This window comes from Actinomadura sp. GTD37, from assembly GCF_041951365.1.
Taxonomy (GTDB): domain Bacteria; phylum Actinomycetota; class Actinomycetes; order Streptosporangiales; family Streptosporangiaceae; genus Spirillospora.
Window position 1 is genome coordinate 736,300 of the sequence record NZ_JBGNUS010000002.1, and the last position, 21,112, is coordinate 757,411.

The window sequence follows — 21,112 nt, forward strand, 5'->3', positions numbered from 1 at the left end:
AAGTAATACGAAGGAGTCGCTGAGACATGCCGGTCTCCGTCACCATGCCCCAGCTCGGCGAGAGCGTCACCGAGGGCACCGTCACCCGCTGGCTCAAGAAGGAGGGCGAGCGCGTCGAGACCGACGAGCCGCTCCTCGAAGTCTCCACCGACAAGGTGGACACCGAGATCCCCTCGCCCGCCTCGGGCATCCTGACCAGCATCACCGTCGCCGAGGACGAGACCGTCGAGGTCGGCGCCGAACTGGCCGTCATCGGCGACGAGGGCGAAGGGCCGTCCGGCGGCGGCGCCCCGGCCGCGCAGGACGCGCCCGCGCCGCAGGCCGAGCAGGCCCCGCCGCAGCCGGCGGCCCCCCAGCAGGAGGCCCCGCAGCAGGCGCCGCCGCCCGCCGCGTGGCCGCCGCCCGCGCAGCAGCAGCCCCCCGCGCCGCCGACCCCCGCCCCCGCCCCGCAGCAGCCGGCCCCGCAGGCGCCCGCACCGGCCCCCGCCGGGCAGGCGCAGCCCGAGGCCCCGTCCGGCGACGGCCCGTACGTCACGCCGCTGGTGCGCAAGCTCGCCGCCGAGCACGACGTCGACCTCGGCACGGTGAAGGGCACCGGCGTCGGCGGCCGCATCCGCAAGCAGGACGTCCTGGAGGCCGCCCGCGCGGCGCAGCAGGCCGCCCAGCAGCAGGCCCAGCAGGCCCAGGCCCCGGCGCCCGCCGCGCCGCAGGCCCCGGCCGGCCGGCACGCCGCCCCGGCGCCCGCGGGCGCCCCGGCCGAGCAGCTCGCGCTGCGCGGCCGCACCGAGAAGATGTCCCGGATGCGGCAGACGATCGCGCGCCGCATGGTCGAGTCGCTGCAGGTGTCGGCGCAGCTCACCACCGTGGTCGAGGTCGACATCACCAGGATCGCGCGGCTGCGCGAGCAGGCGAGGGCCGACTTCCAGTCCCGCGAGGGCGTCAAGCTGACGTTCCTGCCGTTCTTCGCGCAGGCGGCGGTCGAGGCGCTCAAGGCGCACCCGAAGCTGAACGCGGTCATCAACAGCGAGACCAACGAGGTCACCTACCACGACGTCGAGAACCTCGGCATCGCGGTGGACGTGCAGGAGCGCGGCCTGATGGTCCCGGTCGTGCACAACGCGGGCCAGCTGAACCTCGGCGGCCTCGCGCAGCGGATCGCCGACCTCGCCGAGCGCACCCGCGGCGGCAACGTCAGCCCGGACGAGCTGGCCGGCGGCACGTTCACGCTGACCAACACCGGCAGCCGCGGCGCGCTGTTCGACACCCCGATCCTCAACCAGCCGCAGGTCGGCATGCTCGGCACCGGCGCCGTGGTGAAGCGCCCCGCCGTCATCGACGACCCGCAGCTGGGCGAGGTCATCGCGGTCCGGTCGATGGTCTACCTGGCGCTGACCTACGACCACCGGCTGATCGACGGCGCGGACGCCGCCCGCTTCCTCGCCACGATCAAGCACCGCCTGGAGGAGGGCAACTTCGAGGCCGACCTCGGGCTCTGAGCGGGGGGAGCGGGGGGGTCGTCCCCCCTCGGGGAACACTGGCTCTGACCGGGGGGAGCGGGGGGTCGTCCCCCCTCGGGGAACACTGCCTCTGAGCGGGGGGGTCGCCCCCCTCGGGAAACACTGCCTCTGAGGCTCGTCCGCCGCCGGGACCCCGCCGTGCCGCAAGGCCGGCGGGGTCCCGCGCGTCCGGGGAAACCCGGGACCGCGCTGAGAATCTCAGCGTTCGGTGGAGCCGTCCGCCTAGGGTGGGGGCATGAGGGTCACCGTCACGGGCTCGTCGGGCCTCATCGGCTCGGCGCTGGTGCAGTCGCTGCGCGCGGACGGCCACGACGTCGTCCGGCTGGTCAGGCGGGAGCCGGCACGCGAGGACGAGGCGCGCTGGTCGCCATCCGACGGATGCGTCGACAAGGACTCCCTGGAGGGCGCGGACGCCGTCGTCCACCTGGCGGGCGCGGGGATCGGCGACCGGCCGTGGACGAAGGCGTACCAGCGCAAGATCAGGGACAGCCGGGTCGTCGGCACCCGGACCCTCTCCGAGGCGATCGCGGCGGCGCACCCGCGCCCCCGCGTCCTCGTCTGCGGGTCGGCGATCGGCTACTACGGCGACACCGGCGGCCGGGAGGTGGACGAGGCGTCCCCGGCCGGGCGGGGCTTCCTCGCGGCGCTCGTGCGCGACTGGGAGGCCGCGGCCGACCCGGCGCGGGAGGCGGGCGTCCGGGTCGTCCATCCGCGCGCCGGCATCGTCCTGGCGCGCGAGGGCGGCATGCTCGGGCGCACGCTGCCGCTGTTCCGGCTCGGCCTGGGCGGCCCGCTGGGCGACGGCCGGCAGTGGACGAGCTGGATCTCCCTCGCCGACCAGGTCGCCGCGCTGCGCTTCCTCATCGGCCACGAGCTCGACGGGCCGGTCAACCTGACCGCGCCGAACCCGGTGACGAACGAGGCGTACACGCGGGCGCTCGGCCGCGCCCTGCGCCGTCCGGCGCGGCTCGCGGTGCCGCGGTTCGCGCTGCGGGCGGCGCTGCGCGGGTTCGCCGACGAGGGCCCGCTGGTCAGCCAGCGGGTCCTGCCGCGCCGGCTCGGGGACGCGGGGTTCCGGTTCGCGCACGGGCGGGTCGAGGACGCCCTCTCCGCCGTCCTGTGAGTCCCAAGATTCGTCAAAGTCCCGGCCGACCCCATTCGGTAGCCATACGGTGACATTGGGACAGCTTGGCTCACGAGGAGGATGAATGAGCACCGATGGACAGCCGCACATCCTCGCGATAGGCGGGGGCACCTTCGTGCCGGACGGCCGGGGCGGGGTCGGCCCGAGCCCGCTGCTGCGCTACGCGTTCGACCTGACCGGGCAGGACCGGCCGCGGGTCTGCTTCCTGACGACGGCGGTCGGCGACGGCGCCGAGTACGTCTCCCGCTTCTACACCGCGTTCTCCTCGATGGACGCGGAGGTCAGCCACCTGGCGCTCTTCCCGATGCCGAACGTCGCGGACGTCCGGGCGCACCTGCTCACCCAGGACCTCGTCTACGTGTCGGGCGGCAGCGTCGCGAACCTGCTGGCGCTGTGGCGGCTGCACGGGCTCGACGAGATCATGCGGGAGGCGTGGCAGGAGGGCGTCGTGCTGTCCGGGCAGAGCGCGGGCGCGCTGTGCTGGCACGTCGGCGGCAACACCGACTCGTTCGGGCCGCAGCTCACGCCGATGACCGACGGCCTCGGCCTGCTGCCGTACTCGTGCGGCGTCCACTACGACAGCGAGCCGCAGCGGCGCCCGCTGCTGCAGCAGCTCGTCGGCGAGGGGACGCTGCCGGGCGGGTACGCGGCCGACGAGTCGGTCGCGCTGCACTACGTCGGCGCCGAGTTCGTCCAGGCCGTCTCCTACCGGCAGGACGCGGGCGCCTACCGCATCGAGCCGGACGGGCCGGGCACGGCGAAGGAGTCCCGGCTGGAGCCGCGCCTGCTCGCCGCCCTGTGACCCGCGCCGCCGGGCCCGCCGGGCGGGCCCGGCCTGCTTATGCCGCGGGCGCGTTCCGCCCGCCCGCGGCATAAGCTGGCCGGGTGAGCGATGTGGACGTACGCGAGCTGGTGGTGGTGCACGCGGGGTTCGGCACGGCGGCCGTCCCCTACGAGGCGGGGTGGGAGCTGCAGAAACGCACCCACGCGCTGCGGGTGGACGACGCGATCCCCGACACCGTCCTGCTGCTGGAGCACCGGCCGGTCTACACGGCGGGCAGGCGGACGGAGGCGCTCGACCGGCCGTTCGGCGACCCGGGCGCCCCGGTCGTCGACGTCGACCGCGGCGGCAAGATCACCTGGCACGGTCCGGGGCAGCTCACCGGCTACCCGATCGTCCGGCTGCCCGACCCCGTCGACGTCGTCGGCTACGTGCGGCTGCTGGAGCGGATGATGATGGACGTCTGCGCCGAGCTGGGCCTGAAGACCGCCACCGTGGAGGGGCGCAGCGGCCTGTGGGTGCCCGGCGTCCCGGACCGCAAGATCGGCTCCATCGGGATCCGGGTGGCGCGCGGCGTGGCGATGCACGGCTTCATGCTCAACTGCGACAACGACATGGGCTGGTTCGACAAGATCGTCCCGTGCGGCATCCGGGACGTCGGGTCGACCAGCCTCAGCCGCGAACTGGGCCGCGACGTCACGGTCGCCGAGGTCGTCCCGCTGGTCGAGCGGCACCTCGCCGCGGTGCTGGGCGCGGCGGAGACGTTCCACCGCACCGCGGCGCAGCTGGGCGTCTAGCACGCCGGGCCCGGCCGGCCGGCACGGTGCAGGCGGCCGTCAGGCCATCACCTTGTAGACGGCCTGGCCCTCGGCGGCGGCGGCCTTGAAGAACTCGGTCAGCCCCTCGTAGGCGGGCTTGAAGACCCGGTCGCGGGCGGCGCCGTCGAGCCTGCCCGCGTCCTGGACGCCGGCCCTGTCCATCGCCGCCGGGTCGTACCGCCCGGCGACCCGGCCGAACGGCGTCCCGGCGAGGTGGTCGGCGGTGGGCTTGACCCGGTCCGGCGCGAGGTAGATGACGTCCATGCCCAGCTCGTCGGCGCCGTCCTCGGTGAGGAGCCGGCCGCCGCACACGACGTCGGACTCGGGCTGCCGCCCTTCCCACGGGTCGCCGGTGACGAGGTAGTGCATCGCCTGCCACGCCCAGCCGAGCTCGAACAGTCCCGGCGCGCCGCGGCGGCGCCAGTCGGCGGTGCCGAAGATGTGGCGGGCGACGCGGCCGGGATCCGGCTCGCCCTCCAGCACCGGCGGCACCCTGAGGTACGACATTGCCAGACCCACTGCGGTCCTCCTGCTTACGCTTTTGCGTGACGACAGGGAGTCACCTTAGAGAGATCCGCTGTCGAGCACGTCCGAAACACGCGAATCGGCTGCGTGATCGGGGTACTGTCACGCGTTCGAGATCGCTCCGATACTGCATCGAGGCCCCGTCGGCCGGTGTACCGGCACCGTAGATCGCGACGTAGTCTGGGACGCGTGACGACGGTGACACCTGAGGGGCGCAAGCTCCTGCGCGTCGAGGCGCGCAACAGCCAGACCCCGATCGAGCGCAAGCCCGACTGGATCAAGACGCGGCTGAAGATGGGCCCGCAGTACCGCGAGCTGAGCGGCCTGGTGAAGTCCGAGGGTCTGCACACGGTGTGCCAGGAGGCGGGCTGCCCCAACATCTACGAATGCTGGGAGGACCGCGAGGCCACCTTCCTCATCGGCGGCGACCAGTGCACCCGGCGCTGCGACTTCTGCCAGATCGACACCGGCAAGCCGCAGGCGCTCGACCGGGACGAGCCGCGCCGCGTCGCCGAGTCCGTCGCCACGATGGGCCTGAAGTACGCGACCGTCACGGGCGTCGCCCGCGACGACCTGGCGGACGGCGGGGCCTGGCTGTACGCCGAGACCGTCCGGCAGATCCACGCGGCGATCCCCGGCTGCGGCGTCGAGCTCCTCATCCCCGACTTCAACAACGTGCCGGAGCAGCTCGCCGAGGTGTTCTCGTCCCGGCCCGAGGTGCTGGCGCACAACGTGGAGACCGTCCCGCGGATCTTCAAGCGGATCCGGCCCGGGTTCCGCTACGAGCGGTCCCTGGAGGTCCTCACCCGGGCCCGCGAGGACGGCCTCGTCACCAAGTCGAACCTGATCCTCGGCATGGGCGAGACCCGCGAGGAGGTCTCGCAGGCGCTGCGCGACCTGCACGCGGCGGGCTGCGAGCTGATCACGATCACCCAGTACCTGCGGCCGAGCCCCCGGCACCACCCGGTCGAGCGGTGGGTCAAGCCGGAGGAGTTCGTGGAGCTGTCGGCGGAGGCCGAGGAGATCGGCTTCGCGGGCGTGATGTCCGGGCCGCTCGTCCGGTCCAGCTACCGCGCCGGCCGCCTCTACAAGCAGGCGATCGAGGCGCGCGCCTAGCGGGGGTTGTCGGGTCGGGCGGCCGACCCGACTATCCTTGGATTCATGTCGAAAAAGCCCACGGACGGTGCCCAGGAGCGTCCGGGCCGTCTCAAGCAGATCCGCATGGTCGCCCAGGTGCTCCGCCAGGCCGACCCGAAGGCCCTGCCGATCGTGTTCGCCTCGGCGCTGGGCGCCCTGGTCGTCGTCATCGTCATCGGGCTGATCGCCGGCCAGCTGTGGTTCTTCGTCCCCCTCGCCGTCCTGGCGGCGCTCGCCGTCGGCATGATCGTCTTCGGCCAGCTGGCGCAGCGCGCGCAGTACAAGGTGATCGCGGGGCAGCCGGGCGCGGCGGCCGCGATCCTGAAGAACATGCGCGGCAACTGGACGGTCACCGAGGCGGTCAGCGGCAACCGCAACCTCGACATGGTGCACCGCGCGGTGGGGCGTCCCGGCGTGGTCCTGGTGTCGGAGGGCCCCCGCAACCGGGTCGGCCCGCTGCTCGGCGCCGAGAAGAAGCGCATCTCCCGCGCCGCCCAGCAGGTGCCGATCTACGACGTGCAGGTCGGGGACGACGAGGGCCAGATCCCGGTGGACAAGCTGCAGCGCCACCTGATGAAGCTGCCGCGCAACCTCAACAAGGGGCAGGTGTCGGAGCTGAACGACCGGCTCCAGGCGCTCCCCCGGTCGATGCAGATGCCGAAGGGCCCGATTCCGAAGGGCGCGAAGATGCCGAAGGGCCCGAAGCCGAAGATGCGCTGAGGGAAGCCGTCGCGAAAGGCGCCCCGCGGGGCGCCTTTCCCGTCTCCGCCCCGATGCCGACGACCGCCTGGATTGACGACGCCTAGATGTCGACGACGCCTAGATGTTGACGACGATCGTGTTGGCGGCGCGGTCGTGCAGGCCGCGGTAGTCGCGGTCCCAGAACAGCGCGGGCAGGACGAAGAGGATGAGCACCGCCCTGGCCAGGCCGCGGAGGAGACCGACCGGGCCCGGCCCGTCCAGCCGCATGACGCGGATGCCGCAGAGCCGCTTGCCGATCGTCACGCCCAGGAACCCGGTCAGCACCCACGCCTGGAGCCCGAAGATGAGCAGCGTCCACATGCTGCGTGCGGACGGGTCCCAGCCGAGAGCGCGCGCCAGCAGGCTCGCGACCAGCATCGACAGGGCCCAGTCGAGGAACAGCGCGACGAGCCGCCGCCCGTAGGACGCGACGGCGCCGCTGCCGCTCTCCGGGAGCCCGAGCCGCTCGCCGGGCCGGCCGAGATCGGCCCCCGCCGCCCCCGCCCCGCTCAGCCACGTCTGCGTCCAGCGGGGCCCGGCCGCGCGCCCCTTACCACTGCTCATGGCCCTACGCTATCCCGTCCCCCGACGGCTTCCGCCGCGCCTCCCCACCGGGCCGGAGTGACGCGTAACACAGCGGAAACATATGAGACACGGCCGGGAAACGGCGCCGCCGTAGCTTTTCGAGAAGCCGAGATGTGCCCTGAGGAGGCCGGATGTTCAGCAGCGCCGAAGAGGTCCTGAGCTACATCAGGAACGAAGGTGTGCGATTCGTCGACTGCCGTTTCGTGGACCTGCCCGGCAAGATGCAGCACTTCACGTTCCCGGTGGAGAGCTTCGGCGAGAGCGTCTTCACCGAGGGGCTGATGTTCGACGGCTCGTCCGTCCGCGGCTTCCAGGAGATCCACGAGTCGGACATGCTCCTGCTGCCGGACCCGTCCACCGCCGTCGTCGACCCGTTCCGGCAGCACAAGACCCTGAACCTGAACTTCTTCGTGCACGACCCGCTGACGGGCGAGCCGTACAGCCGCGACCCGCGCAACGTGGCGAAGAAGGCGCAGGACTACCTGCGCGGCACCGGCATCGCCGACACCTGCTACTTCGGCCCCGAGGCCGAGTTCTACATCTTCGACGACGTCCGCTTCGAGACGAAGCAGAACGCCGGCTACTACTACCTCGACTCGGTCGAGGGCGCCTGGAACACCGGCCGCGAAGAGCCCGGCGGCAACCTCGGCGCCAAGCCCCCCTACAAGGGCGGCTACTTCCCCGTCCCGCCGATGGACCACTACACCGACCTCCGCTCGGAGATGGTGTCCCAGCTGCTGGACGTCGGCATCCACGTCGAGATGCAGCACCACGAGGTCGGCACCGCCGGCCAGGCCGAGATCGACTTCCGCTTCGACACCCTCCTCAAGACCGCCGACCAGCTGCAGCTCTACAAGTACATCGTCAAGAACGTCGCGCGCGCCGCCGGCAAGACCGTCACGTTCATGCCGAAGCCGATCTTCGGCGACAACGGCTCGGGCATGCACTGCCACCAGTCCCTGTGGAAGGACGGCTCGCCCCTCTTCTACGACGAGGTCGGCTACGCGGGCCTGTCCGACAACGCCCGCTACTACATCGGCGGCCTGCTGAAGCACGCCCCGTCCCTGCTGGCGTTCACGAACCCGACCGTGAACAGCTACCACCGCCTCGTGCCCGGCTACGAGGCGCCGGTCAACCTGGTCTACTCCCAGCGCAACCGGTCGGCCTGCATCCGCATCCCGATCACCGGCTCGAACCCGAAGGCCAAGCGCGTCGAGTTCCGCGTCCCGGACCCGTCCTGCAACCCCTACCTGGCCTTCTCCGCCATGCTCATGGCCGGCCTGGACGGCATCCGCAACAAGATCGAGCCCGCCGAGCCGGTCGACAAGGACCTCTACGAGCTCCCGCCCGAGGAGGCCCGCGCGATCCCGCAGGTCCCCGGCTCCCTGCCCGAGGTCCTCGCGGCCCTGGAAGCCGACCACGACTACCTCCTTGAGGGCGGCGTCTTCACCCCCGACCTCATCGAGACCTGGATCACGATGAAGAACGAGTTCGAGATCGACCCGATCCGCCTCCGCCCCCACCCCCACGAATTCGAGCTCTACTACGACATCTGAGCCTTGAACCGAGGGCCCGGCGGCGCAGCCGCCGGGCCCTCGGCTTCGACCATGGCGCGCATCCCCTTGTACGAGCGGCGATGGCCCACCTCCACCTGGTGTCGATCCATCCCTGGGCGGACGGCAACGGCCGGATGTCCCGCTCCTTGCAGACGCTGATGATCGGACGGGAAGGCGTCCTCGCCCCGGTCGGACGCACCCGGGCCCGCTACTACACGGCCGGCTCCCGCTTCCCCGAAGATGCGCTGGAGATCGCGAACACGCCGATGACCCTGTCCGATCCCTACGCCGGGTGAGAGTGCCGGGGAGCGTGGCGGACGGCCCCGCGCGGATCGTCGAGGACGAGCGGCCCGCGGTCTCCTGACCGACCGCCGGTCCGGCGGCCCGAACGACCTCATTTCGTCCCGGGCCGCTGGCATTATGTCCGCGGAGGGGCGAGATGACGGATCGCGTCAGGCGCGTCCTGCGGGACATCGAGGCGCTGCGGCATGCCGCGCGCGCACTGCTGGACGAGTACCGGCGGGTGCGCGCCGAAGTGGCGGCGGCGGCCGCGCGGCTGGAACCGCCCGCGGACGGGCCGCCCGACCCGCGGGTCGGGATCCGCCTGCGGGACGAGGCGGCGGCGCCGCTGGTGGCCGCCCTCCACCGGCTGGTCGACGGGGACCCGGACGTGACGTCCGTCCACGAGTTCGCCGAACGGGTGGACGCCATCCCCGAGGCGCTGCTTCAGGACGTGCGCCGGGCGGCGCGGTGGCGGCCGTTCCCGCGCAGAGGCCGGCGGATGCGGGGACGGGAGGCGATCGGCCGGCTGAGGTGGATCCTGGACGATCGTCGCGCCGCGCTGCTGAGGTCCCCGGGCCTGCTGGCGGATCCGGTGCCGGCGGACGAGGCCCGGTGCGACTTCGAGCGGCGCCCGGCCCACTACCATGCCGTGCTGGCGCACGTGGCGGGGGTGACGCCAGAGGGGACGGCCGCGGAGGGCTTCCTGCCGGAGGAGCTGGCGCAATGGGCCTGGCTGGAGGACCTCGACGAAACCCACCTGAAGGTCTCGCTGCGGACCTACCAGTCGTTCGGGGCGCGGTTCGCGGTCATGCAGGGCCGGGTCATCCTGGGCGACGCGCCGGGGCTCGGCAAGACGGTCCAGGCGATCGCCGCCATCGCGCACCGGCGGGCGGAGGGGGCGACGCACTTCCTGGTCGCGTGCCCGGCGACCGTGCTGCTCAACTGGGTGCGCGACATCGAGGCGCACAGCTCGATCGCCGCTCATCCGCTGCGGGGCCCGGACCGCGACGCGGCGGTGCGGCGATGGATCGCCTCCGGCGGCGTCGCGGTGGCGCCCCTGTCCGCACTGCCCCGCCTGCGCGTCCCGCCCGGCCTCCTCGGGATGTTCGTGGTGGACGAGGCCGATCACACGAAGGACCGGGGGACGCGCCACGCGGCGGCCGTCACCGGCCTGTGCCACGGGACGGAGAACGTCATGCTCCTCACCGGGATCCCGCTGGAGGGCCGGGTGGAAGAGTTCCGCAGCCTGCTCGCGCACCTGCCTCCCGAGACGGCGGAGCGGGTCCGTCCGGTCGGGGGGCTGCCCGGCGCGCGGGCGTTCCGGGCGGCGGTCGCGCCCGTCTACCTGCGGCGCGAGCAGCGGGACGTGCTCGCGGAGCTGCCCGACATCGTGCGCGTGGACGAGCTGGTGGCGCCCGGCCGCGCGGACCGGGCGATGTACCGGGAGGCCGCGGGCGACGTCACGGCGCTGCGCCGCGCCGGGTACGCGGTCCCGGGGAGGTCGGCGAAGCTCAGGCGGTTGCGGGAGCTGGTCGGGGAGGCCGCGGCGAACGACGCGAAGGTGGCGGTCCTCTCCTGCTTCCGGGAGGTGCTGTACGCCGTCGCGGAGGCGCTCGGCCCCGGCGCGCTCGGCCCGGTGACCACCGAGGCGGCGGCCGGGGGGCGGGACGCGGTGGACGCGTTCACCGCCGCGACCGGGCACGCCGTCCTGCTGGCCGGCATCCGGGCGGACGGGCCGGACCTGGGCGCCGCCTCGGTGGTGATCATCTGTGAGCCGCAGGAGGACCCCCGCCTGGAGGCCCGCGCGATCGGACGCGCGCACGGAGCCGGGCGCCCGGGGGCCGTCCGGGTGCACCGGCTGGTGGCGCCCGGCGCCGCGGACGAGCGGATCGGCGGGGGAACGGGATGACGGACGAGGCCAAGGACGTCCTGCGGGGCGGGTACGCGCTGCTCGGCGCCGCGCGCGACCTGATCGCCGACCACCGGGCGGCGCTCGCGGAGGTGCACGCGGCGCTGGCGCCGCTGCGGTCGGAGGCGGCGCGCGAGCAGCTCGGGTCGATCCCGCTCGCCCGGCTGAAGGACGTCACGGACGGCCGCCTGCGGCTCGGCCCGCTGGAGGACGCCGGGTTCGGGAGCGTCGCGGACGTCCTGGAGGCGACCCCGTACCGGCTCCAGCTGCTGCCGGGCATCGGGCCGCAGACCGCGCGGCAGCTCCACGCGGCGGCGGCCAGCCTGGCGGAGGCGGCGGAGCGGTCGGCGACCGTGCGGATCGACGTGGAGCGGCGGGACGAGGCGATGACGCCCGTCGTCGTCGCGCTGCACCGGCTGGTGAACGCGGGGCCGGAGCTGCCGAAGGCCCGGGTCGCCGCCGAGGAGGCGGACGAGCGGTTCGCGCCGCTGGTGCACGACGCGCGGCCGGCCGGGTCGTGGTGGCGGCGGCTCGTCGCGCGGCCGGCGAAGCGGGAGCGGGCCCGGGCGGCGGTCGGCGAGCTGGCGGAGGCCCTGCGGGCCGAGGAGCGGCGCGGCACCAGGCTGCTGGTCTCGCAGGCGTCGGTCGACCTGCTGCGCCCCGGCGCCTCGCCCGACGAGGCGTGGATCGACTTCGAACTGCGCGCGTCCGACTACCAGACGCTGCTGGCCGAGCTGGCGGCGCTGGACCCGGAGCGGGGGGCCGCCGAGGGGTTCCTGCCGGGCGATCTGGCGGCGCGGGTCAAGGCGCAGCCGCTCGACGACGCGTTCCGGCGGGTGTCGCTGCGCGGGTACCAGTCGTTCGGGGCGCGGTTCGCGCTCGTCCAGCGGCGGGTGATCCTGGGCGACGAGATGGGGCTGGGCAAGACGATCCAGGCGATCGCCGCGATCGCCCATCTGCGGGCCGGGGGCGCGACGCATTTCCTGGTGGCGTGCCCGGCGAGCGTGCTGATCAACTGGGTGCGGGAGATCGAGACGCGCAGCACGGTGGCCGCGCATCCGCTGCACGGCCCGGGGCGCGCGGCGGCGCTGCGGAAGTGGGCCGGGGACGGCGGCATCGCCGTGACGACGCTGTCCACGCTCCACGCCCTGGACGTCCCGCCCGATCTGGAGGTCGGGATGTTCGTGGTGGACGAGGCCCATTACGCCAAGAACCACGAGACACGCCGCGCGCAGGCCGTCGCCCGGTGGTGCCGGCGGGCCGGGCACGTCCTGTTCCTCACCGGCACCCCGATGGAGAACCGGGTCGAGGAGTTCCGCAGCCTGGTCGCGCACCTGCGGCCCGACGTGGCCGAGCGGGTCCGGCCGAGCGACGCGGCGGTCGGGGCGCGGGCGTTCCGGTCGGCGGTCGCGCCGGTCTACCTGCGGCGCAACCAGCGGGACGTGCTCGTCGAGCTGCCCGAGGTCGTGCACGTGGACGAGCTGGAGGAGTTCAGCCGCGCCGACGCGGCGGCCTACCGGCGGGCGGTGGCGGACGGCAACTTCATGGCGATGCGCCGGGCCGCGTACGCCGTCCCGAAGAAGTCGGCCAAGCTCGGCCGGTTGGCGGAGCTGGTGGACGAGGCCGCGGAGAACGACCTGAAGGTGGTGGTGTTCTCCTACTTCCGGGACGTGCTGGCCGCCGTCCGGGACGCGGTGGGCCCCGAGGCGCGGGGGCCGATCGCGGGCGGCACCCCGGTCGCGCGGCGGCAGGAGATCGTGGACGCGTTCACCGCCGAACCCGGGCATGCCGTCCTGCTGGCGCAGATCCAGGCGGGCGGCGTCGGGCTCAACCTCCAGGCCGCGTCCGTGGTGATCCTCTGCGAGCCGCAGGTGAAGCCGACCATGGAGACGCAGGCGATCGCCCGCGCCCACCGGATGGGGCAGGTGCGGACGGTCCAGGTGCACCGGCTGCTGACGCCCGGCGGCGTGGACGAGCGGATGCTGGAGATCCTCCAGGTCAAGACCATGCTGTTCGACCGGTACGCGCGGCGCAGCGATCTCGCGGAGCGGACGCCGGACGCGGTGGACGTCTCCGAGCAGGCCCTCGCCCGGCAGATCGTCGCGGAGGAGCAGGAACGGCTCGGGACCTAGCGTCCGGCCGCGGGGCGGCGGGCCGCCGCACGACTCTGGACACGCCGCCCTTCCACGCGAAACGTCCCGGACCGGCCGGGGAAGAACGCGTGGAGGCGCCGTGTTCACGTCGGCGAGACCGGACGATCAAAGGGGATGTCATGGCCGAGGTCAGGGTGGAGCGCACCGAGGACGGCTTCCGGGCCGTCAACGCGCGGGGCGCGGAGGTCGCCGTCGGCGACGGCGACGCCGAAGGCGTCTTCACGCCGGTCGAGCTGCTGCTGGCGGCGCTCGGCGGCTGCGAACTGGTCACCGTCGAGCCGCTGACCGCGCAGCGCGGGCACCGGATGGCGCGGCTCGCCGCGACCGTCCGGGCGGACAAGGTCGCGACGAGCACGCTGGGCACGATCACGCTGACCTACGACGTGGAGCTCCCCGAGGGCGACGGCAAGGCCGAGGACGTGCTGAAGGCCGTGGCCAAGCGCGTCCACGAGCGGTACTGCACGGTCGGCGAGGCCCTGCGCGAGCCGAAGAAGGTCGAGCAGATCGTCTAGCCGCAGACCGCTCCGGCCGCGGGCAGCGTGCCGCGCAGGAGGTAGGCGTCCACGGCCTTGCGGACGCAGGGGTCGCCCGAGTCGTAGGCGCCGTGCCCGTCCCCCTTGCGGGTGAGGAGCACGGCCCGGCCGCCGAGCGCCCGCGTCAGCGCGGGCGCCCACGCGTACGGGGTGGCGGGGTCGCCGGTGCTGCCGACGACGAGGATCGGCGCGGCGGACGGGGCGGACACCTCGCGGGCCGCGTCGTCGCCCGGCACCGGCCAGCCGGTGCACTGGAGCAGGCCCCACGCCGTGGACTCCCCGAAGACCGGCGAGGCCGCGCGGAACCTCGGCAGCAGCCGGCGGACGTCGGCCGGGGTGTACCGGTCGGTGGTGTCCGCGCAGGTGATGGCGGCGTTGGCGGCGGGCAGGCTGCGGTACGTCCCGTCCTCGGCGCGGCCGTTGCGCGCGTCGGCGAGCATCAGCAGCAGCGACCCGTCGCGGCGCTCCACCGCGTCCTCCAGGCCCTGCGCGAGGTACGGCCAGGCGTCCCGGGAGTACAGCGCGGCGGCGACGCCGCTGGTGCCGAGGCTCTGCGTGAGCTTCCGGCCGGACGACGTGGCGAGCGGTCTCCGGTCGAGGCCGCCGAGGAACCGGCCGATGGACGCGGCGACGGACGGGCCGTCCGGGCCGAGGGGGCACGCCTCGCGCCCCAGCCGGGCGCAGGCCGCGGCGAAGCCGCCGAGGGCGCGCTGGAACGCGGCGGACTGCTGGAGCGCGAGGTCCGCGCCGCCGATCCGGGTGTCAACCGCGCCGTCAAGGACGGCCCGTCCCACGCTGCCGGGGAACTGGTGGGCGTAGCCGCCGCCGAGCCAGGTGCCGTAGGAGACGCCGAAGTAGCGCAGCTTCTCCTCGCCGAGCGCGACGCGGATCATCTCCATGTCGCGCGCGGCGTTCACCGTGCCGACGTGGGGCAGCGCCGCGCCGGAGCGCGCCGCGCATCCGCGCACGAAGGCGGCGCGGGCGTCGATGAAGGCGGTCTCCTCGGCGGCGGTGTCGGGGGTGTCGTCCATGGCGGCGAGCCCGTCCAGTTTCCGGTCGCTCACGCACCGCACCGGGGAGCTGCGCCCGACGCCGCGGGGGTCGAAGCCGACCAGGTCGTAGCGGGTGCGGAGGGCGGCGTAGTCGCCGGCGGTCCGGGCGAGGGCGGCGACGCCCTCGCCGCCGGGCCCGCCGAAGTTGAACAGCAGCGACCCGATGCGGTGCCGGCCGGTCGCCGGCACCTTGAGGAGGGCGAGGCCGATCGCCGCGCCGGACGGCCTGGTGTAGTCGAGCGGCACGCGGAGCGTCGCGCAGCGGACGCCGGCCGGGGGTCGCGCGCCGCCCGGCGGCGGGGCCGGCAGTCCGGTGCAGCGCTTCCACCGCGGGGGCGCGGACGGGGGCAGGGCCGGGGGCGTGCCGGTCGCCCCGCGGGGCGCGGCGGCGGCCGTGCGGGCCGCGCCGGCGGCCGTGCGCCGGGGTCCGCTCATTCCGTAGAGGGAGATCAGTCCGGAAACGGCCACCGCCGCGACCGAAACCAGCACCATGCCGGGTATGCCCCGGTATCCGACCATTCGTCCCCCTGTTCGTCTCGCGGGGGGCGACCGGGACCTACCCAGGGCCTTCTATGCTGACTCCTGATCAACTCCATAGGCTCCACGCGAGGGGCGAGCGCGGCGGGATCGGCCCGGCATCCCCGAGTCCCCTCCCCCGAAAGTCCGGATGCCGCATCAGGGTCGTACTACTCAAGGCTGAGATGAAGACCATTCATTGCGGTGATCTCATTCAGGGGGCCCTGAGGCAAAGATAGGTAGCATGGCTCAATCCGCCCCCCCAGCCGCCCGAAGAGGCCAGGCCGCCGCGACGATGCGGCGGCGGGTGCTCACCGCGCCACCGGTCTGGCGTGAGCTTCTGCTGGTCGTGCTGTTCTACACCGGATATACGCTGACGCGCATCGTTCTGGTTCAGGACGGCACCGGCCCGGCCTTCGCCCACGCGGACGACATCCTGCGCATCGAGCGCTACCTGGGGCTGGACGTCGAGCTGCACCTCAACCAGACGCTGCTGGCCGTCCCGTGGCTGGCCCGCACCGCCAACATCTTCTACGCCACGATGCACTTCATCGTGACGCTCGGCGTCGTCGTCTGGCTGTACCGCTACCGGCCGCAGCACTACCGGTGGCTCCGCGCGTCCATCATGATCGCCACCGGGGTGGCGCTGATCGGCTTCTGGCTGTACCCGCTCGCCCCGCCGCGGTTCCTGCACAGCGAGGGCTTCGTCGACCCGGTGACCGCGCTGCACTCGCTCGGCCTGTACGCCAGCGACGCGTCCGGCAGCCTCACCAACCAGTACGCCGCGATGCCGTCCATGCACGCCGGCTGGGCGCTGTGGTGCGGGATCATCCTGGTCAGGCTGGCGTCGCAGCCGTGGGCCAAGGTCCTCGGCGTGCTGTACCCCGCGACGACGGTGTTCGTGATCCTGTCCACCGCCAACCACTACGTCCTGGACGCGGTGGCCGGGATGGCGCTGATCAGCGGCGCGCTCTGGGTGTCCTGGCTGCTCTACATGCGCTGCCCCGCCACGGTCCTCATCGCACGGGCCCGCGTCGCGCACCGGCTCGCGCAGCGCGCGGGCCGCGACACCGGCCGCTCCGGGGCGGGGTCCCCCGCCGGCCCGTGCCGGGCCGGCAGATCCTGACCGGCGTACTACTCCGGTAGGAGGCACTCCCCCCGCAGTAGCCGCCCGCCCTCACTCCGCGCCGTAGAACACGCGGTCGACGACGGCGCGCGCGCGGCGGGTGTGCCGGCGGTAGTCCTCCAGCAGGTCGCCCGTCCCCGGATAGCCGAGGACGCGGGTGACGGCGCTGCGCTCCCGGTGGTGGTCGGTCGGCAGCAGATCCGACGCCCGCCCCCGCACCAGCATGATCGAGCCCCGGATGCGGGTCGCCAGGCACCACGCCTCCGCGAGGACCTCGGCGTCCCCCGCGTCCAGGAGCCGGGCCGCGACCGCCGCGTCCAGCGCGTCCAGCGTGCGCGTGGTGCGCAGCCCCGGGACGTCGTGGGCGTGCTTGAGCTGGAGGAGCTGCGCGACCCACTCCACGTCGGCGAGGCCGCCCGGCCCGAGCTTGGTGTGCAGCCGCCGCTCGACGCCGCGCGGCAGCCGCTCGGACTCCATCCGCGCCTTCAGCCGCCGGATCTGCCGGACGGCGTCCTCGCCGATGCCGTCCTCCGGCCAGCGGACCGGGTCGATCAGCGCGCGGAACCGGTCGCGCAGCCCCGCGTCGCCGATCAGCGGGTCGGCGCGCAGCAGCGCCTGCGCCTCCCACGGCTCCGACCAGCGGGCGTAGTAGGCGGCATAGGACGCGAGGGTCCGCACCAGCGGCCCCTGCCGGCCCTCCGGGCGCAGGTTCGGGTCGACCTCCAGCGGCGGGTCGGGGGCCGGGAGGGCGAGCAGGCGGCGCAGCTCCTCGGCGACGGCGTGCGCCGCCCGCCCGGCCGCCGCCTCGTCCGCGCCGGGCAGCGGGTCGTGCACGAACATCACGTCGGCGTCGCTGCCGTAGCCGAGCTCGTGCCCGCCGAACCGGCCCATCGCGACGACGGCCAGCCGCGTCGGCAGCGGCCCCCGCGCCTCCAGCTCGATCTTGTTGACGGCGATCCGGAGCGCGGCCTCGATCGTGACGGCGGCGATTCCGGTGAGGGCGTCCCCGACCGCCCGCACACCGGCCAGGCCCAGCAGGTCCGCGACCGAGACGCGGAACAGCTCCCTGCGGCGCAGCCCGCGCACCACCCCGACCGCCTCCTCGGCCGGCCGGCCCCCCTCGGCGTGCCGCCGGACCGCCGCCAGCGCCTCCGCGCGGAGCGCCTCGTCCGGACGCGGCGCGAGGTCGCCCTCGCCGCCGAGCAGCGCCACCGCCTCCGGAGCGCGCAGCAGCAGATCGGTCGCGTAGCGGCTGGAGCCGAGCACCCACGCCATCCGCTCGGCGACGGTCACCTCGTCCCGCAGCAGCCGCAGGTACCACGGCGTGGTGCCGAGCGCGTCGCTGACCTGCCGGAACCCGAGCAGGCCCGCGTCCGGGTCGGGCGCGTCGGCGAACCAGCCGAGCATCACCGGCAGCAGCGTCCGCTGGATCGCCGCGCGCCGGGACACGCCCGCGGTCAGCGCCTCGATATGGCGGAGCGCACCCGCCGGGTCGGCGTAACCGAGCGCCTCCAGCCGGGTCCGGGCGGCCTCGGGGGTGAGCCGGGCCTCCTCCCCCGGCAGCCGCGCCACGGCCCGCAGCAGCGGCCGGTAGAACAGCTTCTCGTGGATGCGGCGGACCTCCCGCGCGTGCCGCCGCCACAGCGCGCTGAACTCCCCGACCGGATCGGTGCGCAGGCCGAGGGCCCGGCCGAGGCGGCGCAGGCCGTCCTCGTCGTCCGGGACGAGATGGGTGCGGCGCAGCCGGTGCAGCTGGACGAGGTGCTCCACCCGCCGCAGGAACCGGTACGCCGACGTCAGCGCCGCCGCGTCGTCGCGCCCGACGTAACCGCCCCGGGACAGCTCGGCGAGCGCGTCGAGGGTGGCCCGGCCGCGCAGCGTCTCGTCGGCGCGGCCGTGCACGAGCTGGAGCAGCTGCACCGCGAACTCGACGTCGCGCAGCCCGCCAGGCCCCAGCTTGAGCTGCCGCTCCGAGTCGGCCGTGCGCCGCCCCAGGTCGGTCTCGACGCGGCGCCGCATGGCCTGGACGTCCTCGACGAAGCTCTCGCCCTCCGCCGCCTTCCACACGATCGGGGTGACCATGCCGAGGTAGCGGGCGCCGAGACCCGCGTCCCCCGCGACGGGACGGGCCTTCAGCAGCGCCTGGAACTCCCACGTCTTCGCCCACCGCTCGTAGTAGGCGCGGTGGCTGGCGAGGGTCCGCACCAGCGGCCCGGCCTTGCCCTCGGGACGCAGCGCCGCGTCCACCTCCCACAGCGCGCCCTCCTCGGTGCTCGCCGAGCACGCCCGCATCATCGCCGACGCCAGCCGCGTCGCCGTCCGCAGCGCCGCGACCTCGTCGACCCCCTCGGCCCCCTCGCCCGGCTCCGCCGCCCCACCCGTGCGCGGCTCCGCCGCCCCACCCGTGCGCGGCTCCGCCGCCCCACCCGTGCGCGGCTCCGCCATCCCACCCGTGCGCGGCTCCGCCGCCCCACCCATGCGCGGCTCCGCCACGAAGACAACGTCCACGTCGCTGACGTAGTTCAGCTCGCGGGCCCCGCACTTGCCCATGCCGATCACGGCGAGCCGGCACGTCGCGTGCTCGGGTACGGCGGCGCGGGCGATCGCGAGCCCCGCCTCCAGCGCGGCGGCGGCGAGGTCGGCCAGCTCGGCGGCGACCTCGGCGACGTCGGCCGCGCCGATCAGGTCGCGCCCGGCGAGCGCGAGCAGCCGCCGGCGGTAGGCGACGCGCAGCGCGACGAGGGCGTCGCCCGCGGCCGCCACGGGCTCCGCCGCGGACGGGTCGGCGCCCACCGCGGCCAGCAGCTCCTCGCGGGGACCGCCGGACTCCGGCGCCCCGCCGTCGCGGAGCACCCGCCAGTGCTCCGGGTGCCGGGCCAGGTGGTCGCCCAGCGCGGCGCTCACGCCGAGGACGGCGGTCAGCCGCTCGCGCGTGCCCGGCTCGGCGGTGAGGGCCGCGCGCAGCTCGCCGCCCAGGCCCCGCTCGTCGGCGGACGCGAGGAGGCGCAGCAGCCCGTCCAGCGCGAGGTCGGGGTCGGCGGTGCCGCCGAGGGCGTCGAGCAGCTCGTCGGCGGGCCGCGACCCGGCGACCCGCTCGGCGTCCCGCAGCAGCCACTCGGCCCGCGCGGCGTCGGTGAAGCCGAGCCGCGCGAGGCGCCCGGCGAGGGAGGGTCGGCGTTCGGGCGTCCGGGACTCGGTCACAGCGTCAACCGTATTCCGATCGGGCGGAGCCCGCCCGTCAAAGGCGGCGGCCGGAGGACGGTCAGAGCACCGCCAGAAGGCGCTTGCGCTCGAACTCGGTCACCTGGCGGCGGTACTCCTCCCACTCCTGCCGCTTGTTGCGCAGGAAGAAGTCGAACACGTGCTCGCCGAGGACGTCCGCCATCAGCTCGCTGCGCTCCATCGCGTGGATCGCCTCGTCCAGGTTCTGCGGCAGCGGCTCGATGCCGAGGGCGCGCCGCTCGGCGACCGTCAGCGCCCAGACGTCGTCCTCGGCGCCCGGCGGCAGCTCGTAGCCCTCCTCGATGCCCTTCAGCCCCGCGCCGAGGATCGCCGCGAACGCCAGGTACGGGTTCGCGGCCGTGTCCAGCGACCGGAACTCGATGCGGGTCGAGTGGCCCTTGTGCGGCTTGTACATCGGGACGCGGACGAGCGCGGACCGGTTGTTGTGCCCCCAGCAGATGTAGGACGGGGCCTCGCCCCCGGCGCCGGCCGCCGACCCGACGTTGCCCCACAGCCGCTTGTAGGAGTTGACCCACTGGTTGCAGACCGCGGTGATCTCCGCGGAGTGCCGCAGCAGGCCGGCGATGAACGCCCGCCCGACCTTGGACAGCTTGAACTCCGCGCCCGGCTCGTAGAAGGCGTTGCGGTCGCCCTCGAACAGCGACATGTGGGTGTGCATGCCGGAGCCGGGGTGCTCGGTGAACGGCTTCGGCATGAAGGACGCGTTGACGCCCTGCTCCAGCGCGACCTCCTTCATCACCAGCCGGAACGTCATGATGTTGTCGGCGGTGGTGAGCGCGTCGGCGTACCGGAGGTCGATCTCCTGCTGGCCGGGGGCGCCCTCGTGGTGGCTGTACTCCACCGAGATGCCCATCGCCTCCAGCATCATGATCGCGTTGCGGCGGAAGTCGTGCGCGGCGCTGTGCGGGGTGTGGTCGAAGTAGCCGCCGGAGTCGGCGGGCTCGGGCTCGCTGCCATCCTCGGGCTTGTCGTTGAGGAGGAAGAACTCGATCTCGGGATGGGTGTAGAAGGTGAACCCGAGGTCGGCGGCCCGCGACAGCGCCCGCTTCAGCACGTAGCGGGGGTCGGCGAAGCTGGGCGTCCCGTCCGGCATGAGGATGTCGCAGAACATCCGGCCCACGCCGGGGGACTCCGAGCGCCAGGGCAGCACCTGGAAGGTGGACGGGTCCGGCTTGGCGATCATGTCGGCCTCGTAGACCCGGGCGAAGCCCTCGATCGCCGACCCGTCGAACCCGATGCCCTCGCCGAAGGCCCCCTCCAGTTCGGCGGGGGCGACGGCCACGGACTTCAGGAAGCCGAGCACGTCGGTGAACCACAGCCGGATGAAGCGGATGTCGCGCTCCTCCAGCGTGCGGAGCACGAACTCCTGCTGACGGTCCAAAGCCTTCTCCCTCGGTACTGCCCTGCCGATGTTCCTGGGCGGGCGACGCATGCCGGCCGCGCGAGAGACGGTCCGGCTACCTCGCAGTATGCCCGGTCGCTGTTACCGCGACG

The 21,112-nt window shown here is 74.1% G+C and carries 17 protein-coding genes; 12 read left to right on the top strand and 5 right to left on the bottom strand.

Features of this window, described 5'->3' with window-relative positions; genetic code table 11:
* The first annotated feature begins 26 nt into the window (after positions 1-26).
* From sucB to lipB, 4 genes are all read left to right on the top strand, one after another.
* Positions 27-1,496 carry a 2-oxoglutarate dehydrogenase, E2 component, dihydrolipoamide succinyltransferase gene (gene sucB / locus ACA511_RS17540; RefSeq protein ID WP_375025401.1) on the top strand — a complete coding sequence of 490 codons (1,470 nt, stop codon included), beginning with the start codon at positions 27-29 and terminating at the stop codon, positions 1,494-1,496.
* A 256-nt stretch (positions 1,497-1,752) separates the two neighbouring features.
* The gene (locus tag ACA511_RS17545) at positions 1,753-2,640 is read left to right on the top strand and encodes a TIGR01777 family oxidoreductase (RefSeq protein WP_375025402.1); all 888 of its coding nucleotides are present in this window, start codon (positions 1,753-1,755) and stop codon (positions 2,638-2,640) included.
* An 85-nt stretch (positions 2,641-2,725) separates the two neighbouring features.
* Positions 2,726-3,463: a Type 1 glutamine amidotransferase-like domain-containing protein gene (locus ACA511_RS17550; protein WP_375025403.1), complete on the top strand. Its 738-nt coding sequence runs from the start codon at positions 2,726-2,728 to the stop codon at positions 3,461-3,463.
* An 83-nt stretch (positions 3,464-3,546) separates the two neighbouring features.
* Positions 3,547-4,239, top strand: coding sequence for a lipoyl(octanoyl) transferase LipB (lipB, locus tag ACA511_RS17555; RefSeq protein ID WP_375025404.1), 693 nt, complete (start codon positions 3,547-3,549; stop codon positions 4,237-4,239).
* A 39-nt stretch (positions 4,240-4,278) separates the two neighbouring features.
* Here the strand turns inward: lipB and ACA511_RS17560 are convergent, their stop codons facing one another.
* Positions 4,279-4,779: a DUF1877 family protein gene (locus tag ACA511_RS17560; protein WP_375025405.1), complete on the bottom strand. Its 501-nt coding sequence runs from the start codon at positions 4,777-4,779 to the stop codon at positions 4,279-4,281.
* Between the two features lie 195 nt (positions 4,780-4,974).
* Here ACA511_RS17560 and lipA point away from each other — a divergent pair, with 195 nt between their 5' ends.
* Together lipA and ACA511_RS17570 are read left to right on the top strand one after the other, a co-directional pair.
* On the top strand, positions 4,975-5,901 hold the full coding sequence (lipA, locus tag ACA511_RS17565) for a lipoyl synthase (protein ID WP_375025406.1): 927 nt from the start codon (positions 4,975-4,977) through the stop codon (positions 5,899-5,901).
* Positions 5,902-5,946: 45 nt separating this feature from the next.
* On the top strand, positions 5,947-6,642 hold the full coding sequence (locus ACA511_RS17570; RefSeq protein ID WP_375025407.1) for a DUF4191 domain-containing protein: 696 nt from the start codon (positions 5,947-5,949) through the stop codon (positions 6,640-6,642).
* A gap of 99 nt (positions 6,643-6,741) precedes the next feature.
* Here ACA511_RS17570 and ACA511_RS17575 read toward each other — a convergent pair whose 3' ends face one another.
* Complete coding sequence (locus tag ACA511_RS17575) at positions 6,742-7,227, bottom strand: RDD family protein (RefSeq protein ID WP_375025408.1); 486 nt, start codon at positions 7,225-7,227, stop codon at positions 6,742-6,744.
* 152 nt (positions 7,228-7,379) lie between these two features.
* Here ACA511_RS17575 and glnA point away from each other — a divergent pair, with 152 nt between their 5' ends.
* The 5 genes from glnA (at position 7,380) to ACA511_RS17600 (ending at position 13,660) form a co-directional block, all read left to right on the top strand.
* A complete protein-coding gene (gene glnA, locus ACA511_RS17580; protein WP_375025409.1) occupies positions 7,380-8,804 on the top strand; it encodes a type I glutamate--ammonia ligase in 1,425 nt (474 codons plus the stop codon).
* The gene (locus ACA511_RS17585) at positions 8,801-9,100 is read left to right on the top strand and encodes a Fic family protein (RefSeq protein ID WP_375025614.1); all 300 of its coding nucleotides are present in this window, start codon (positions 8,801-8,803) and stop codon (positions 9,098-9,100) included. Before glnA ends, ACA511_RS17585 begins: the two co-directional genes overlap by 4 nt.
* Before the next feature lie 143 nt (positions 9,101-9,243).
* Positions 9,244-10,995: an SNF2-related protein gene (locus ACA511_RS17590; RefSeq protein WP_375025410.1), complete on the top strand. Its 1,752-nt coding sequence runs from the start codon at positions 9,244-9,246 to the stop codon at positions 10,993-10,995.
* The gene (locus ACA511_RS17595; RefSeq protein ID WP_375025411.1) at positions 10,992-13,127 is read left to right on the top strand and encodes a DEAD/DEAH box helicase; all 2,136 of its coding nucleotides are present in this window, start codon (positions 10,992-10,994) and stop codon (positions 13,125-13,127) included. Before ACA511_RS17590 ends, ACA511_RS17595 begins: the two co-directional genes overlap by 4 nt.
* A 140-nt stretch (positions 13,128-13,267) precedes the next feature.
* Positions 13,268-13,660: an OsmC family protein gene (locus ACA511_RS17600; protein ID WP_375025412.1), complete on the top strand. Its 393-nt coding sequence runs from the start codon at positions 13,268-13,270 to the stop codon at positions 13,658-13,660.
* Here the strand turns inward: ACA511_RS17600 and ACA511_RS17605 are convergent.
* Positions 13,657-15,225 carry an alpha/beta hydrolase gene (locus tag ACA511_RS17605; protein ID WP_375025413.1) on the bottom strand — a complete coding sequence of 523 codons (1,569 nt, stop codon included), beginning with the start codon at positions 15,223-15,225 and terminating at the stop codon, positions 13,657-13,659. The genes ACA511_RS17600 and ACA511_RS17605 overlap by 4 nt on opposite strands.
* 268 nt (positions 15,226-15,493) lie before the next feature.
* On the opposite strand from ACA511_RS17605, the gene ACA511_RS17610 reads away from it, so the two are divergent.
* Positions 15,494-16,375 (top strand): phosphatase PAP2 family protein, encoded by an 882-nt coding sequence (locus tag ACA511_RS17610; protein WP_375025414.1) that lies wholly within the window; start codon positions 15,494-15,496, stop codon positions 16,373-16,375.
* A 51-nt stretch (positions 16,376-16,426) separates the two neighbouring features.
* On the opposite strand, the gene ACA511_RS17615 is transcribed toward ACA511_RS17610, so the two are convergent.
* Together ACA511_RS17615 and ACA511_RS17620 are read right to left on the bottom strand one after the other, a co-directional pair.
* The gene (locus ACA511_RS17615; RefSeq protein ID WP_375025415.1) at positions 16,427-19,576 is read right to left on the bottom strand and encodes a bifunctional [glutamine synthetase] adenylyltransferase/[glutamine synthetase]-adenylyl-L-tyrosine phosphorylase; all 3,150 of its coding nucleotides are present in this window, start codon (positions 19,574-19,576) and stop codon (positions 16,427-16,429) included.
* Positions 19,577-19,637: 61 nt separating this feature from the next.
* On the bottom strand, positions 19,638-20,999 hold the full coding sequence (locus ACA511_RS17620; protein WP_375025416.1) for a glutamine synthetase family protein: 1,362 nt from the start codon (positions 20,997-20,999) through the stop codon (positions 19,638-19,640).
* Between the last annotated feature and the right edge of the window lie 113 nt (positions 21,000-21,112).

Excerpts from the sequence above, each read along its gene's own strand:
- sucB (WP_375025401.1), top strand. The coding sequence starts at position 27 with ATGCCGGTCTCCGTCACCATGCCCCAGCTCGGCGAGAGCGTCACCGAG.
- ACA511_RS17595 (WP_375025411.1), top strand. The coding sequence starts at position 10,992 with ATGACGGACGAGGCCAAGGACGTCCTGCGGGGCGGGTACGCGCTGCTC.
- ACA511_RS17590 (WP_375025410.1), top strand. The coding sequence starts at position 9,244 with ATGACGGATCGCGTCAGGCGCGTCCTGCGGGACATCGAGGCGCTGCGG.
- ACA511_RS17600 (WP_375025412.1), top strand. The coding sequence starts at position 13,268 with ATGGCCGAGGTCAGGGTGGAGCGCACCGAGGACGGCTTCCGGGCCGTC.
- ACA511_RS17610 (WP_375025414.1), top strand. The coding sequence starts at position 15,494 with ATGGCTCAATCCGCCCCCCCAGCCGCCCGAAGAGGCCAGGCCGCCGCG.
- ACA511_RS17605 (WP_375025413.1), bottom strand. The coding sequence starts at position 15,225 with ATGGTGCTGGTTTCGGTCGCGGCGGTGGCCGTTTCCGGACTGATCTCC.
- ACA511_RS17570 (WP_375025407.1), top strand. The coding sequence starts at position 5,947 with ATGTCGAAAAAGCCCACGGACGGTGCCCAGGAGCGTCCGGGCCGTCTC.
- ACA511_RS17550 (WP_375025403.1), top strand. The coding sequence starts at position 2,726 with ATGAGCACCGATGGACAGCCGCACATCCTCGCGATAGGCGGGGGCACC.
- glnA (WP_375025409.1), top strand. The coding sequence starts at position 7,380 with ATGTTCAGCAGCGCCGAAGAGGTCCTGAGCTACATCAGGAACGAAGGT.
- ACA511_RS17575 (WP_375025408.1), bottom strand. The coding sequence starts at position 7,227 with ATGAGCAGTGGTAAGGGGCGCGCGGCCGGGCCCCGCTGGACGCAGACG.
- ACA511_RS17545 (WP_375025402.1), top strand. The coding sequence starts at position 1,753 with ATGAGGGTCACCGTCACGGGCTCGTCGGGCCTCATCGGCTCGGCGCTG.